This window comes from Thioclava sp. NG1 (assembly GCF_003122275.1).
GTDB classification, from domain to species: Bacteria; Pseudomonadota; Alphaproteobacteria; order Rhodobacterales; family Rhodobacteraceae; genus Thioclava; species Thioclava nitratireducens.
In genome coordinates this window covers 59186-72815 of record NZ_QFBB01000004.1, presented here as the reverse complement: position 1 = coordinate 72815, position 13630 = coordinate 59186, and the positions used below count along the sequence as shown (strand labels likewise).

The window sequence follows — 13630 nt, the reverse complement described above, 5'->3', positions numbered from 1 at the left end:
AGGGGGCTCTGCCCCCGCTCGCGATGCGAGCCCCCCGGGATATTTCTTCCAATCCGAAGAGTTGATCAGAGCGCGGCGGCGAGCCGGGTGCCCTGATCGATGGCGCGCTTCGCGTCGAGTTCCGCCGCCACATCCGCGCCGCCGATCACATGCGGGCTGCGACCCGCCGCGATCAGCTGTTCGGCCAGCGAGCGGTCCGAGAGTTGGCCCGCGCAGAGCACCACCGTATCGGCCTCGATCAGCGTCGGGTTCTCGCGCGCCTCGCCAAAAGTGACATGCAGCCCCTCGGCGGTGATCTTCTCGTAATTCACGCCGCCGATCATTTTCACGTCCTTCATATGCAGCGCCGCGCGGTGAACCCAGCCCGTGGTCTTGCCGAGGCGGCGGCCGAGCTTTTCCTTCTTGCGCTGCAGTAGCGTCACTTCGCGGGCTGGGGCTTCGGGCTCGGGCTTCGTCAACCCGCCCGGCGTCTGCGCCGGATCGCCGACGCCCCATTCGCGCTTCCATTCTTCCAGATCGAGGGTCGGGCTATCGGTGACGGTCAGGAATTCGGCCACATCGAATCCGATGCCGCCCGCGCCGATCACCGCGACGCGCTTGCCGGCGGTGATGCGGCCCTTGAGGATGTCGATATAAGTCACGACCTGCCCGCCCTCGATCGGGATTTCCGGGTCGCGCGGCTGCACGCCGGTTGCGATGACGATCTCGTCGAAGGGGGCGAGGAGATCGGGCGTGGCCTCGGTCTCCAGCTTCACCGTCACGCCGGTCTTCTCGATCATGGTCTTGAACCAGTCGGTGAGCCCGTGGAATTCCTCCTTGCCGGGGATCGCGCGCGCCATGGTCAGCTGCCCGCCGAGTTCAGAGGCGCGGTCGAACAGCGTCACGGCATGGCCCCGCTCGCCCGCGGTGATCGCGGCAGACAGGCCCGCCGGGCCCGCGCCGACGACGGCGACGGATTTCGGCGCCTCGGTCTTGGTGATGACGATCTCGGTCTCATGCGCGGCGCGCGGATTCACGAGGCAGCTCGAGACCTTGCCCTGGAAGGTGTGGTCCAGACAGGCCTGATTGCAGGCGATGCAGGGTGCGATCTCGGCGGCGCGGCCCTCTTTCGCCTTCACCACGAAATCCGCATCGGCGAGGAAGGGGCGCGCCATCGACACCATGTCGGCGCAGCCGTCGCCCAGCACCTCTTCGGCGACTTCAGGCGTGTTGATGCGATTGGACGTGATGACCGGGATCGAGACCTCGGGCTTGAGCCGCCCAGTGAGCCAGGTGAAGGCCGCCCGCGGCACCGACGTCACGATGGTCGGCACCCGCGCCTCGTGCCAGCCGATGCCGGTGTTGAGCATCGTGGCGCCCGCTGCCTCGACGGCTTTCGCGAGGGTGACGACCTCTTCCCAGGTCGAGCCGTCGGGGATCAGGTCGATCAGCGAGATGCGGAAGATCACGATGAAATCGGGGCCGACCGCTTCGCGCACGCGCTTGACCACTTCGACGGGCAGGCGCATCCGGTTCTCGAACGAGCCGCCCCAACCGTCTTCGCGCTTGTTGGTGTGGCGCACGAGGAACTGGTTGAGGAAATAGCCCTCGGAGCCCATCACCTCGACGCCGTCATAACCCGCCTCGCGGGCGCGTGCGGCGGCGGTGGCGATGTCGGCGATCTGCTTCTCGATCCCGGCTTCGTCGAGCTCTTTCGGCGGGAAAGGCGAGATCGGGGACTTGATCGCAGAGGGCGCCACGCAATCGGGGCCATAGGCATAGCGACCGGCGTGCAGGATTTGCATCGCGATGCGGCCGCCCGCTTCGTGAACGCGGTCGGTGATGATCTTGTGATGCGCGATGTCCTCGGGGGTGAACAGCCCCGCCGCGCCGGGAAAGACGCCACCTTCGTTATTAGGGGCCATTCCGCCCGTCACCATCAGCGCGACACCGCCGCGCGCGCGTTCGGCATAGAACTCGGCCACCGCATTCCAGTCGCCGCGCTCTTCGAGATTGGTGTGCATCGAGCCCATCAGCACGCGGTTCGGCAGCGTCACGTGGCCCAGATCGAGCGGCGTGAAGATATGCGGATATTGGCTCATGTAACCCTCCCTGATTTGGCCCGCACTCTGCGGCGCAAGGCCAGGCTTGTCACGTCAAACGCGGCGTCAGAGCGAAAGCGCCACCGTTTCGCAGAGGTCACCAACCTGCGGGATTCTCTCCCATTGTTACCCTCGTATTGTCGCCGCGAAGTCTAAATTGCGCCCGATTTCGGCTCGATAAGCGGAAAATAAGAAACAGAAATTACAAGCCGAAGGGTGTTTGGGATGGATCGCCTGACTGAAATGGAAGCCTTTGCCACGGTTGTGGATCAGGGGGGCTTCACCGATGCAGCCAAGAAGATGGGCATCTCCAAATCGGCTGTGTCGAAGCATGTCTCGGCGTTGGAGGCCCGCCTCGGTGCACGTCTTCTGAATCGCACCACGCGTCGCGTTTCGCCGACGGAAATCGGCCTGGCTTATTACGACCGCGCGCGTCGCGTTCTCAACGATGCGGGCGAGGCCGATGCGCTGGTGACGTCGATGCAGACGGCGCCCTCGGGGCTGCTGCGCATCTCGGTCGCCACCGATTTCGGTGTGAACCTTCTCTCTCCCGTTCTGGGCGAATTCCTGCAGGAATTCCCCGAAATCACCGTGAATATGGTGCTGAACAACCGCTACGTCGAACTTATTTCCGAAGGGTTCGACATGGCGATCCGCGTCGGCGAACTGGAGGATTCGAGCCTGCGCGCGCGCAAGCTGACCGAGACTTCGCGCCGGATGATCGCCTCGCCAGACTACTTCAAGAAATTCGGCCGCCCCGAGCGGATCGACGATCTCAACAACCACAAACTGCTGCATTATTCGAACCAGTCGGCGGGCAATGTCTGGAAGTTGACCGCGCCTTCGGGCGAGCGGCGTCAGGTCCGCTCGGCGGGCTGGCTGACGGTCAATGACGGTCAGTCGCTACTGCATGCCGCGACGGCCGGTCTCGGGATCGCTTACCTGCCCTCGTTCCTCTATGCCGACGCGATGCGCGAGGGCCTCGTGGAAGAAGCGATGCCCGATCTGCCGATGGAAACGCTGGGCATCTACGCAATCTATCCGCCGGGGCGTTTCACACAGCCGAAAGTGCGCGCTTTCATCGATTTCCTCGCCAAGACCTTCGCCGAGAAGGGCCCCGACAACTGGTGAGACCGAACTCCCTCCCGCGCCGGGCCATTCCGCCGGCTGGCGCTAACTCCGGGTCGAGGTGAGAACCGCTTCGACCCGTCTGTTTTTCTCACGTCCCTCTTTGGTCAGATTGCTTGCGCGCGGGGCGAGGAAGCCCGCCCCCTCGGCGCTGACCTGTGACGCCGCCACCCCGTAATCGCCGATCAATTTTTGCCGTGCCGATTGCGCGCGTTTCTTCGACAGCGCGATATTGGCCGCGAGCGAACCGACCGCATCGGTATGACCCACCAGCATCACCTGATAATCCGGGTTGGCCTTGAGGAACTCGGCCAGCGCCTGCAGCGAGGCGAAATCGCCCTCGCCGAGCGCGGATGCCCCCGATGGGAAGTCGAGATCGTCGAGCGCGACCGAGCCCTGCGCCTCCAGCGTCTGCGCAAGCGCGGAGGGGGCGACGGCCGGGGCATCGGCGCGCGGCAGAACCGGCGCGGTTTGCGGCGCGGCGAGCGGGTCGTCGGGCCGAGCGGGGGTGACGTCCTGCACCCGCAGCTCGGTCACCTGAATGAAGCCCGACTCGGACGACCGCGAGACGGTGATCCCAAGGTAATCGGCATCCTTGCGCGCCGCGATGTAGCGGAAATCGCCCAGATCGACATGCATCGCGGGCTCGGACAGCAGGTCGAGCGCGTAGCGAAAATCGAAGCCGCCGCAGGCCTGCGTGTCGCACTCATAGAGGATGTCGTAGCCCGCCTGCCTGAGCTGATCGCGCAGCGGCGCGAGGATCTGTAGCGTCGTATTCTGATTGGCCCGCAGCTGATAGGCCGTGTCGGAGCGCGCACCCTCGAGATCGCGGGTCTCGAGCTTGCCGTCCTGCCACGGACCGACCGCCAATTGGTAGCTGGTGGCGGGGCTCGTTTCCTGCGCGGATTGGGTGGCGCCGGCGGGCAACGTCAGATCTAACGAGGCGGCGCATGTAGCGTGGGGCAGGCTGGCGGCGAGCAGACTGGCCAGCAGGAGTGGCGCGCGGCGGATCATGCCACCTCCGGCGCGCGGCGATAGTGATACTGCGCGCGAACTTCCATGCCGAAGCTCTCGGCGAGGGCGTTCGAGGCGTCATTGGCGAGCGTCGTGATCATCTCGAACCGCTCTGCCCCGGCCTCAACGGCCCAGCGAGCGCCCTCGTAGATCATCTCGCGCGCGAGGCTCATGCGGCGGTATTTCGGCGCAACGGCGAGCGCGTGGAGCATCGCCGCGTCCTCGTAGAGAGCGATATAGGCAACGCCCGCGGCCCGGTCGTCCTTGCGGCCCAGAACGCAGGTTTTCGGTACCTCTGCGCGGTCCATGATCGCCTGCCGCTCGGGCCCGACATCCAACTCGGTCCAGAGGTCGCGGGCGATCTGCAGCGGCGGCCAATGGGCGAAAGCGGTCACGGGCGGGACCTCGCCCTGCATCGCTGCAATCGGCGCGGACCAGATCCGCACCGGGTCATAAGCTTCGTAGCCGCGCGCCTCCAGAACCGCGTCGAGCGCCTCGTCTCCCGCGCGGATCATGAAGCGCGGACGCTGGCCCAAAGCGCGATGCGCAGCTTCGGCGGCGGGAATGTCGGCCTGCTCCAGCGGGACTTCCAGCGTAGCGCAGCTGACGCGCGATCCGCCGCCTTGCCCATCGCGGATCAGAAATCCGCCTGCACGGCGATATTCGGCGGCTGGCCAGGTCGCGTCGATGATCGCGTAGGCGTCGATCATGTGCCCTCCGGGAAGGCGGCCTTCAGCGCGGCGAAGCCCGCCTCGACCTGATCGGGATCGGTGCCGCGCAGCACGAGATTGGTGCCGTAGCGGCCTTCTTGGACGAAAGGATAAGAACCGATCGAAAGGTCGGGGAAGCGGCCAGCCAGCGCGCGCAGATCGTCGGCCACCGACGATTCCGCCCGCAGAACCTGCAGGCTGCGCGAGAGCATCGGCGCGCCGCCGGTGAGCTTCGGCAAAAGCCCTTCGACCATCGCCTGAAAGATGTTCGGCACGCCCGCCATCACATGGACATTGCCCAGCGAGAAACCCGGCGCGGCAGAGACCGGGTTCTCGATCAGCTCGGCCCCGTCGGGGATCCGCGCCATTCGCAGGCGCGCGGAGGTGAACTCAGCGTCGCGCGCGGCGTAATGCGCGGCGAGGATCGCCTTGGCATCCTCGCGCACGCCGAGCTTGGCGCCCATCGCCTCGGCTACCGCATCGGCGGTGATGTCGTCATGGGTCGGGCCGATCCCGCCACTGGTGAAAAGGTGATCATGGGCTGCCGAAAGCTCCCGCACCGCGGCAACGATTACGTCATTGTCGTCCGGCACCACGCGGATTTCGCGGCAGGTGATTCCGCGCTCGACCAGCTGTCCGGCCAGATAATGCGCGTTTCCCTCGCGGGTGCGCCCCGAGAGGATTTCATCGCCGATGATCAGGATCGCTGCGGTGGGATTTGGCATCTGTGAGGCTCCTTTCGACTTGGTATAGGGCGCGGAACGGGGCGCGAAAAGCCCGGGCACTGGCCAAGCCCCGCTTTTGTGACTATCTAAAGGCCGAAACCCTTAAGGAGCAGACCGTTGGACGATACTCAGGGCCGCACCACGAAGGACGGGATCCGGATCTACGATCAGAGCGATTTTGCAGGAATGCGCGCCGCCTCGCAGGTGACGGCGCAGATCCTCGACGAGGTCGCCGACCTGGTGGAGCCGGGGGTCACGACCGCAGCACTCGACGCCTTCATCGAACGCCGCGTGGGCGAGTTGGGCGCGACCTCGGCGACCATCGGGTATCGCGGCTATCAGCACGCGAGCTGCATCTCGGTGAACCATGTCGTCTGCCACGGCATCCCGGGCGACAAGAAACTGAAGGACGGCGATATCATCAATATCGACGTGACCGTGATCCTCGACGGTTGGTTCGGGGACAGTTCGCGCATGTATGTCGCGGGCAACCTGAGCCGCAAAGCCGAGCGTCTGATTCAGGTCACCCATGACTCGCTGATGGTCGGCATCGAGCAGGTGAAGCCCGGCAACACCTTTGGCGATATCGGCCACGCGATCCAGAAATTCGTCGAAAGCAACCGCATGTCGGTGGTGCGCGATTTCTGCGGTCACGGCGTGGGCAAGGTGTTCCACGCGCCGCCGAACGTGTTGCATTACGGGCGCGCGGGTACCGGCGCGATGCTCGAAGAGGGCATGATCTTCACGATCGAGCCCATGGTGAACCTCGGCCGCCCCGAGACAAAGGTTCTGGCCGACGATTGGACCGCCGTGACGCGGGACAAATCGCTGTCGGCGCAGTTCGAGCATTCGGTGGGTGTGACCGCCGATGGCTGCGAGATCTTCACCACCTCGCCGGCGGGGCGCTTCCACCCGACCTGGCGCTAAGGTTCAGGCGTTAGTGGGGGCGCTGCCCCCGCTGGCTGCGTCAAAGCCCTACGTTTGCGCTTCGGGCGTTCGCCGGGGCGTCCTTCCACTGGAAGGCGGCTGATCCCGGCTCACCCCCGGGATATTTTAGCCAAGCCGAAGATCAGGGGTCGAGGCCGATGAGCCGCGGCACCTGACGCATGTCGGTGAAGAGCTCCGCGCCTTCCGCCGCGAGCCGCGGATTGTCGCCTTTCGGCGAGTAGCCCAAACAACGCATCCCCGCGTTTTTCGCCGCACGCGCCCCGGTAGGACTGTCCTCGATCACCACGCAGGCCGCCGGATCAGCGCCCAGATGGCGCGCGGCATGGATGTAGAGATCGGGTTTCGGCTTTGGCATGCCCATGTCCTGACCCGAGAACAGCAGCCCCTCCAGCCGCGTGCGGATATCCGGGTGCTGGCCCAGTGTCGCCTCCATCTTCGCTTTCCGGCCGTTCGAGCCGACCGCGAAGGGAATGCCTTCCGCATCGAGACGCGCGAGAAGGCGCGGGATGCCGGGCATCAGCTCGGTCCCCTCGCGCAACCGCGCGTAGAGCGCCTTGTAATAGCTGTCGACCCAGCCGTCGGGCAGATCGGCCCCATGCTCGCGGCCCCATTGATAGACGTTCTCGATGGTGGATCCGATGAAGGCGTCTTCCAGTTCGGAGATCGTCTTGTGCACGCCGTGGCGGGCGAATTCTTCCTGAATCAGATCGAAGGTCGCGGGCTCGCTGTCGACGAGCACCCCGTCGCAATCGAACAGGACGGCGTGCGGGATCGGGTGGTGTTGCGTCATTCGGGCATCTGGGCAAGAGTTACGAGCGTGTCGCCATAGCGACGCTGGTCGAGCTGTTCGAGGGCGGCGGGCAGGATCGGCGCGGTGTTCTCCTCCCAAACGATCATCGCACCCGGAGCGATCCATCCATTCTCGAGACAGGAGGCGAGGGCGCGTTCGCCCAAGCCCATCCCGTAGGGCGGATCGAGGAAGATGAGGTCGTAGCCGGGGCCGCGATTGGGGCCCATATTGGTCGCATCGCGCCGCCAGACATCCGTCACGCCCATCGCGCGCATAGCCTCGATGTTGCGGCGCAGAAGCGCGCGGGCGGCGGTGCCGTCATCGACGAAAGCCACCCGGGCCGCGCCGCGCGACAGCGCCTCCAGCCCCAGTGCGCCGGTACCTGCGAAGAGGTCAAGCACCCGCGCCTCGGGCACCGGATTGCCGTGCCCGCCATTGGTCAGCAGGTTGAAGATCGACTCGCGCACGCGGTCGGTCGTGGGGCGCAGATGGGCATCCATGTCGCCTGCACCCACATCCGCCAGCTTCAGCCCGCGTTTCGCGCCTCCGATAATTCTCATTTCATCAGGGCTTTCAACTCTGCCGTGGTCTCGACCGCCTCGGGCGTGACGGGTTTGCCAGCTTCGATCAGGCGCTTGCCGACCATGTAGGCGCGCGCGTCATTGATCGCGTCCACCGCGATCAGGCGGCCGTCGCGGAAATACCAGAAGCTGCTGCCCTCATCGCGGCGGGTGACGACCTCATCGTAGCCCGCATTGAGCCCGGCGATCTGCAGCTTCGCGTCGAACTGGTCCGACCAAAACCACGCTTTCGGGGTGTAAGGACGACCTGCACCCAGCATGTTCTCGGCGACCAGCTCGCCCATGTCGATCGCGTTGCCGACGGATTCGAGGCGGATCCGCTCCTCGGCGCCGGGGAAGGAGGCACAATCCCCCGCCGCCCAGATATGGGGCACGGAGGTGCGGCCCTGCTCGTCGGCGGCGATGCCGTTCTCGCAATGGATACCGGCTTCGCGGGCGACTTCCTCGTCGGGGGTGATGCCGATGCCGACGATCACGAAATCGGCGGGCAATTCGCGCCCGTCCTCGAGGATTGCGCCGGTGACGGTTCCCCCGCCGGTCAGTCGCGTCAGGCCGACCCCTTCGAGGATTTCCACGCCGCGCTCGCTGTGCAGCGCGCGGATCGCGTCTGCGGTCTCCTTGCAGGCGACGCGGCCGAGGATGCGCGGCGCGGCCTCGACCAGCGTCACCTCGAGGCCGAGCTTGCGCGCGACCGCGGCCGCCTCCAGCCCGATATAACCGCCGCCCACCACGACCAGCCGTTTGCCGGCGGTGAAAAGGGGCTGCATCCGGTCGACATCGGCGAGGTTGCGCACGGTGAAGACATTGCCCAGATCGCCGCCGATCGCGGCGGGCAGGCGGCGCGGCGTGGCCCCGGTGCAGAGCGCCAGTTCGGCATAATCCAGCGTCTCGCCATCCGACAGGGTCACCGTCCGCGCCTCGGTGTCGATTGCGGTGACCGAGGTGCCGAGCCGCAGCGTAATGTCGTTTTCCTGCCACCAGTCCGGGGCGCGCAGGGTCAGCCGCTCCAGCTCCATCTCGCCCAGCAGATAGGCTTTCGACAGCGGTGGGCGTTGATAGGGGGGCACCGGCTCTGCGCCGATCACGGTGATCGTGCCGTCATATTTCAGTGCCCGCAGTTTCGCGGCCATCGAGGCTGCGGCCTGTCCCGCGCCGACGATCACTATTCCACCCATATCTTTCTCCACTGGCCCGGCTCGCGCATGACCCTATATCGACGGGCGGAACAAGTGCAACGCGAACAAATCGGAGCTTTTCATGACTATTTCGACCGGCGACGTTCTTCCTGGCGCGACTCTCCTCGCGATGGGCGATGAAGGGCCGCAGCCCGTGAGCCTTGGTGACAAGATGAAGGGCCGCAAGATCGTGATCTTCGCGGTGCCGGGCGCCTATACCGGCGTCTGCACGACCGCCCATGTGCCGAGCTTCATCCGCACCAAGGACCAATTTGCGGAGAAGGGCGTGGACGAGATCATCTGCGTCTCGGTCAACGACCCCTTCGTGATGAAGTCGTGGGGCGAGGCGACGGGCGCGACCGAGGCGGGGCTGACCATGCTGGCCGACCCGGAAGCCGCATTCACGCAGGCGATCGAGATGGATTTCACGGCGCCGCCCGCGGGTCTCATCAACCGCTCGAAGCGCTATGCGATGCTCGTCGAGGACGGTGTGGTCAAGCATCTGAATGTTGAGGAAAGCCCCGGCACCTGTGAAGCCTCCGCAGGCGAAGGACTTCTCGCGGAGATCTGATCCGCGGCCCAAATGCAAAGGAAAACGCCCGGCCAAGGAGCCGGGCGTTTTTCGTCAGTCTTCGTCTTTCGGAACCGGCTCGGCCAGTCGCATCAACGGGCGTCCGATGTCGCGATCGACCTCGGCGACGCCTTCGGCCAGCGAGTCCAGCGCACCGGCTAGCTCGATATCGAGCACGCTGATGCCGCCGCAGTCATGGGTCGTCAGCGTGATCTCGAGCTTGTTGTAGACGTTGCGCCAGTCGGGATGGTGATCCATCTTTTCGGCGCAAAGCGCGGCTTGGCTCATGAAGCCCCACGCGGCGGAGAAGTCCTTGAACAGGAGCCGCTTGATCAGGGCATCCTGTCCATCGGCCGCGCGCCATCCGGTATCTTCAAGCGCGTTCAGCAGCGCCCTGCGTTCCTCGGGTTCGAGCTTCGAAGTCATCGCTTACTCCCTGATACGTTAAGCTGGCCCGCAGCCTTGCAGCAGCGGGCCGCCAGTTCAAGCGGCGCCGCTTTCGCGTGTCACGCTGCGGGTTTCGATCTTCGGCACCTGCACCACTTCGAGCGTGCGCGTAGGGAAGGGGATGCCGATGCCGTTCGCGTCGAACTCCTCCTTGATCTTGCGGGTATATTCCGCCTGAAGCCCCCAGAAGTCGGCGGTGGTGGCCCAGACACGGAAGGTAAAATCGACCGAGCTGTCGCCGAGCTGCTTCACGCGGATCACCGGCGCGGGCTCCGGCAGGGCGCGCGGATCGGAGAGCGAGATCTTCTCCAGCACTTCCTGCGTTTTCTTGAGATCCGCGTCATAGGCGACGCCGATCGTCAGATCCATCATACGTGTCGGATTGGCGGAGTAATTGGTGATCGCGCTCGACCAGATGTCGCTGTTGGGCACGATGATCTGGATGCCGTCATAGGTCGTCAGAACCGTGTAGAAGAGCTGAATCTCGGTCACCGTGCCGCTTTCCGAGCCCGCGGCGATGTAGTCGCCTTGGCGGAACGGGCGGAACAGGATGATCATCACCCCGGCGGCGAGGTTCGACAGCGTGCCCTGCAGCGCGAGACCGATGGCCAGACCGGCAGCACCGACGAGGGCGGCCAGCGACGTGGTCTGGATGCCGAAGCGGTTTAGGATGAAGATCACCCCGATCGCGAGGATCAGGTATTTCACCATGTTCCCGAGGAAGCCGAAGAGCGTGTCGTCCAGCCGCTTGTAGCGCTGCGACAGCGCCACGATGCGCCGTTTGGCCCAGGCCGAGATCGCCATTGCGACCAGCAGGATCACCAGCGCAGCCACCACATTCACCGCAACCATGATGGCCGCATCGATCCGATCCTGCGTCAGCCACGCGCTGACATCGGTCAGGTCATTGAAATTCATTCATCGCTCCCGTCATACGTCCTTTAACACCGCTACTTATCACGCCTGCTCATCGCTGCCACCCGAGGGGCTCCGGAACGGGCCCATTTCGGTCAGTATCTCGATATCTTCGTCCACGGCGGCGCGTTCGGCTTCCAAGTACTCCGCGACGGCGCCGCGCAGACCTTCATGGCCAATCCAGTGCGCCGAATGGGTGGCGACGGGCAGGTAGCCGCGCGCCAGCTTGTGTTCGCCCTGCGCGCCGGCCTCGACCCGGCTCAGCTTGTGCGCGATCGCGTAATCGACCGCCTGATGGTAGCAAAGCTCGAAATGCAGGAAGGGGTGATCCTCGATACACCCCCAGTAGCGCCCGTACAGAGCCTCGCGCCCGATCAGGTTCAGCGCACCGGCGATCGGGCGGTCGCCGTTCATCGCAAGCACCAGAAGCACGTCGTCGCGCATCTCGTGCAGAAGATCGAAGAAGGCACGAGTCAGGTAGGGGCGGCCCCATTTTCGCGCGCCAGTGTCCTGATAGAACTGCCAGAACGCGTCCCAATGCTCGGGCAGTATGTCGTCGCCGGTCAACTGCACGATCTCGCCGCCGAAGGCCTGCGCCCGCTGACGCTCCTTGCGCAAAGCCTTGCGCTTGCGTGAGCTCAGTTCGCCGAGGAACTGGTCGAAACTCTCATACCCCTCGTTGAACCAATGGAACTGCTGCCCGATCCGTGGCAGCCAGCCCGCTTCGGTGGCAAGCTCAGCCTCGTCCTCGGTACAAAACGTCATATGGACCGAGGAAACCCCGGCCCCTTCCGCGATCTGCGCCATGCCAGCCAGGAGCGCGCGGCCCCCGGCCTCTTCCAGCCCCGGCAGAACCAGCAGACGCCGCCCGGCCACTGGGGTGAAGGGCACCGCGCATTGCAGCTTGGGGTAATAGCGCCCGCCCGCGCGCTCGAACGCATCGGCCCAGCCGTGATCGAAGACATATTCGCCCTGACTGTGCGATTTCACGTAGAGCGGCGCGACGCCGATGATCCGATTGCCCATCCGCGCCACCAGATGCCGCGCATCCCAGCCCGTGCCCGGCCCGACCGAGCCGGAGGCCTCGAGGGCGGCAAGAAACCGATGTGTGGTGAACGGGTCGAACGCCCGTTCCCCATCCCCGGTTTCGGGGCAGGCGCAGGCATTCCAGTCTGTTTCACTTATTTCGGAAATATCCGAATAAAGCGTGATTTCAACGCTTTGATCCATTTCATCCCGGGAGGTTAGGCGATCCTTTGCCTGAATCTGTGCCCCGCGCGCTCCGCGTCAAGCCGGAAGCGCCGAGAGGTAGCCTTCGAAGGTCACGTTATCGGCGACCCGCCGCGCCAGCGCCTCCTCGTCGACGGAGCGGATCGTCCAGCACAGAACCGGCACGCCGAGCGATTTCAGCTCGGTCACCCGAAGCGCGTTCAGGTCCTTCGCCTCATGCGAGATGAAGGCCGCCCCGACGCGATCGAAATCGGGGATGTGGCGCAGCTCGTCGCCGCGCGCCGCGGGCAGCAGAGCCCAGTCATTGGGCTGGTAGGCCGAGGTTGTCAGACCGACAGCGACGTCCGGGGCCAATTCGCCGAAAGCCGCCACCGCATGGGGGTTGAAGGACATCACTGCGACCGGGCCCTCGTAATCGCGCAGCAACAGCGCCGTCGCCTCCTCCAGCGCGCCGATCTGCGAACCGAGAGCCCCGTCCTGATCCTTGATCTCGACCAGAAGCGGCACTTGGCCTTTCACGATCTCCAGCACTTCGACGAGGGTCGGAATACCTTCCTCCGTGCCGCTCAGATGGATCGCACCCAGCTCCGCCGCCGTTCGCTGGCGCACCGGGCCGCGCTCTGCGGTCAGCCGGTCCAGCGCGTAGTCGTGAAACACCATCGGCACGCCATCGGCGGAGAGCTGCACGTCGATCTCGATTCCGTAACCCGCGGCGATTGCCGCGCGGATCGCCCCGCGGCTGTTCTCAGGGCGGCCCAGCGTGTAGTCGTGCAAAGCCCTATGCGCGATCGGAAGCCGGAGAAAATCAGGATGCAATGCCATCACGCGACCTCGAAAATCGCCTCGATCTCGACTGCGACGCCCATCGGCAGCGAAGCCGCCGAGACCGCCGAACGCGCGTGACGCCCGGCTTCGCCGAAGACCTCGACCATCAGGTCGGAGCAGCCGTTGATGACCTTGGGCTGATCGGTGAAATCAGTGGTGGAGTTCACGAATCCCACCAGCTTCACCACGCGAAGTTTGTCGAGATCGCCGATGGCCGCTTTCGCCTGGGCGATCAGAGCCAGCCCGCAGAAACGCGCCGCCATCGCGCCCTCTTCGACGTCCATGCCGTCGCCGAGTTTGCCGCGGATCAGACCCTCGGGCCCGTTCGAGATTTGCCCCGAGACGAACAGCTGATTGCCGGTGCGCACGAAGGGCACGTAATTCGCGGCCGGTGCCGGGGCATCGGGAAGCTGAATCCCCAACTCTTCGAGACGTGCTTCGATCTTGGCCATTGCGCCCTCCATGTGAAATTCGACGCGAGGCTAGGCGC

The 13630-nt window shown here is 65.1% G+C and carries 15 protein-coding genes; 3 read left to right on the top strand and 12 right to left on the bottom strand.

The genetic code is table 11. The features are described 5' to 3' along the window. Positions 1 to 65: 65 nt before the first annotated feature. Positions 66 to 2081, bottom strand: a complete 2016-nt coding sequence (locus tag DEM26_RS08535; RefSeq protein ID WP_109172163.1) for an NADPH-dependent 2,4-dienoyl-CoA reductase — start codon at positions 2079 to 2081, stop codon at positions 66 to 68. 225 nt (positions 2082 to 2306) lie between these two features. Here DEM26_RS08535 and DEM26_RS08530 point away from each other — a divergent pair, with 225 nt between their 5' ends. Next, a complete protein-coding gene (locus DEM26_RS08530) occupies positions 2307 to 3212 on the top strand; it encodes a LysR family transcriptional regulator (RefSeq protein WP_075775383.1) in 906 nt (301 codons plus the stop codon). A 42-nt stretch (positions 3213 to 3254) separates the two neighbouring features. Here the strand turns inward: DEM26_RS08530 and DEM26_RS08525 are convergent, their stop codons facing one another. Genes DEM26_RS08525 through DEM26_RS08515 form a run of 3 tightly spaced genes read right to left on the bottom strand, consistent with a single transcriptional unit; the run spans position 3255 to position 5658 of the window. Further along, the gene (locus tag DEM26_RS08525) at positions 3255 to 4223 is read right to left on the bottom strand and encodes an OmpA family protein (RefSeq protein WP_109172162.1); all 969 of its coding nucleotides are present in this window, start codon (positions 4221 to 4223) and stop codon (positions 3255 to 3257) included. After that, positions 4220 to 4933 carry a GNAT family N-acetyltransferase gene (locus tag DEM26_RS08520; protein ID WP_075775384.1) on the bottom strand — a complete coding sequence of 238 codons (714 nt, stop codon included), beginning with the start codon at positions 4931 to 4933 and terminating at the stop codon, positions 4220 to 4222. The genes DEM26_RS08525 and DEM26_RS08520 overlap by 4 nt, the downstream gene beginning before the upstream one ends. Then, complete coding sequence (locus DEM26_RS08515) at positions 4930 to 5658, bottom strand: competence/damage-inducible protein A (RefSeq protein WP_088725182.1); 729 nt, start codon at positions 5656 to 5658, stop codon at positions 4930 to 4932. The genes DEM26_RS08520 and DEM26_RS08515 overlap by 4 nt, the downstream gene beginning before the upstream one ends. Before the next feature lie 117 nt (positions 5659 to 5775). Here DEM26_RS08515 and map point away from each other — a divergent pair, with 117 nt between their 5' ends. Continuing rightward, complete coding sequence (gene map / locus DEM26_RS08510) at positions 5776 to 6585, top strand: type I methionyl aminopeptidase (protein WP_075775386.1); 810 nt, start codon at positions 5776 to 5778, stop codon at positions 6583 to 6585. A 142-nt stretch (positions 6586 to 6727) separates the two neighbouring features. Here map and DEM26_RS08505 read toward each other — a convergent pair whose 3' ends face one another. The 3 genes from DEM26_RS08505 to DEM26_RS08495 are packed head-to-tail and all read right to left on the bottom strand — an operon-like array spanning position 6728 to position 9152. After that, positions 6728 to 7396 (bottom strand): HAD family hydrolase, encoded by a 669-nt coding sequence (locus DEM26_RS08505; RefSeq protein ID WP_088725180.1) that lies wholly within the window; start codon positions 7394 to 7396, stop codon positions 6728 to 6730. After that, positions 7393 to 7956 carry a 16S rRNA (guanine(966)-N(2))-methyltransferase RsmD gene (gene rsmD / locus DEM26_RS08500; RefSeq protein ID WP_109172161.1) on the bottom strand — a complete coding sequence of 188 codons (564 nt, stop codon included), beginning with the start codon at positions 7954 to 7956 and terminating at the stop codon, positions 7393 to 7395. The genes DEM26_RS08505 and rsmD overlap by 4 nt, the downstream gene beginning before the upstream one ends. Then, positions 7953 to 9152, bottom strand: coding sequence for an NAD(P)/FAD-dependent oxidoreductase (locus DEM26_RS08495; RefSeq protein WP_109172160.1), 1200 nt, complete (start codon positions 9150 to 9152; stop codon positions 7953 to 7955). Before DEM26_RS08495 ends, rsmD begins: the two co-directional genes overlap by 4 nt. 82 nt (positions 9153 to 9234) lie before the next feature. On the opposite strand from DEM26_RS08495, the gene DEM26_RS08490 reads away from it, so the two are divergent. Next, on the top strand, positions 9235 to 9723 hold the full coding sequence (locus DEM26_RS08490; RefSeq protein WP_109172159.1) for a peroxiredoxin: 489 nt from the start codon (positions 9235 to 9237) through the stop codon (positions 9721 to 9723). 54 nt (positions 9724 to 9777) lie between these two features. On the opposite strand, the gene DEM26_RS08485 is transcribed toward DEM26_RS08490, so the two are convergent. The 5 genes from DEM26_RS08485 to DEM26_RS08465 are packed head-to-tail and all read right to left on the bottom strand — an operon-like array spanning position 9778 to position 13592. Beyond that, positions 9778 to 10149, bottom strand: coding sequence for a 4a-hydroxytetrahydrobiopterin dehydratase (locus DEM26_RS08485; protein WP_088723105.1), 372 nt, complete (start codon positions 10147 to 10149; stop codon positions 9778 to 9780). Between the two features lie 57 nt (positions 10150 to 10206). Next, positions 10207 to 11088, bottom strand: coding sequence for a mechanosensitive ion channel family protein (locus tag DEM26_RS08480; protein WP_075775392.1), 882 nt, complete (start codon positions 11086 to 11088; stop codon positions 10207 to 10209). Between the two features lie 39 nt (positions 11089 to 11127). Continuing rightward, positions 11128 to 12315, bottom strand: coding sequence for a GNAT family N-acetyltransferase (locus tag DEM26_RS08475; protein WP_109172158.1), 1188 nt, complete (start codon positions 12313 to 12315; stop codon positions 11128 to 11130). 57 nt (positions 12316 to 12372) lie between these two features. Continuing rightward, positions 12373 to 13137, bottom strand: coding sequence for a glycerophosphodiester phosphodiesterase family protein (locus tag DEM26_RS08470; protein ID WP_109172157.1), 765 nt, complete (start codon positions 13135 to 13137; stop codon positions 12373 to 12375). Beyond that, a complete protein-coding gene (locus tag DEM26_RS08465; RefSeq protein ID WP_075775395.1) occupies positions 13137 to 13592 on the bottom strand; it encodes a RidA family protein in 456 nt (151 codons plus the stop codon). The genes DEM26_RS08470 and DEM26_RS08465 overlap by 1 nt, the downstream gene beginning before the upstream one ends. Between the last annotated feature and the right edge of the window lie 38 nt (positions 13593 to 13630).

Coding starts and splice junctions, on each gene's coding strand:
- DEM26_RS08530 (WP_075775383.1), top strand. CDS start 2,307: ATGGATCGCCTGACTGAAATGGAAGCCTTTGCCACGGTTGTGGATCAG.
- DEM26_RS08490 (WP_109172159.1), top strand. CDS start 9,235: ATGACTATTTCGACCGGCGACGTTCTTCCTGGCGCGACTCTCCTCGCG.
- DEM26_RS08480 (WP_075775392.1), bottom strand. CDS start 11,088: ATGAATTTCAATGACCTGACCGATGTCAGCGCGTGGCTGACGCAGGAT.
- DEM26_RS08485 (WP_088723105.1), bottom strand. CDS start 10,149: ATGACTTCGAAGCTCGAACCCGAGGAACGCAGGGCGCTGCTGAACGCG.
- DEM26_RS08495 (WP_109172160.1), bottom strand. CDS start 9,152: ATGGGTGGAATAGTGATCGTCGGCGCGGGACAGGCCGCAGCCTCGATG.
- DEM26_RS08525 (WP_109172162.1), bottom strand. CDS start 4,223: ATGATCCGCCGCGCGCCACTCCTGCTGGCCAGTCTGCTCGCCGCCAGC.
- DEM26_RS08470 (WP_109172157.1), bottom strand. CDS start 13,137: ATGGCATTGCATCCTGATTTTCTCCGGCTTCCGATCGCGCATAGGGCT.
- DEM26_RS08475 (WP_109172158.1), bottom strand. CDS start 12,315: ATGGATCAAAGCGTTGAAATCACGCTTTATTCGGATATTTCCGAAATA.
- DEM26_RS08535 (WP_109172163.1), bottom strand. CDS start 2,081: ATGAGCCAATATCCGCATATCTTCACGCCGCTCGATCTGGGCCACGTG.
- DEM26_RS08465 (WP_075775395.1), bottom strand. CDS start 13,592: ATGGCCAAGATCGAAGCACGTCTCGAAGAGTTGGGGATTCAGCTTCCC.
- DEM26_RS08515 (WP_088725182.1), bottom strand. CDS start 5,658: ATGCCAAATCCCACCGCAGCGATCCTGATCATCGGCGATGAAATCCTC.
- rsmD (WP_109172161.1), bottom strand. CDS start 7,956: ATGAGAATTATCGGAGGCGCGAAACGCGGGCTGAAGCTGGCGGATGTG.
- DEM26_RS08505 (WP_088725180.1), bottom strand. CDS start 7,396: ATGACGCAACACCACCCGATCCCGCACGCCGTCCTGTTCGATTGCGAC.
- DEM26_RS08520 (WP_075775384.1), bottom strand. CDS start 4,933: ATGATCGACGCCTACGCGATCATCGACGCGACCTGGCCAGCCGCCGAA.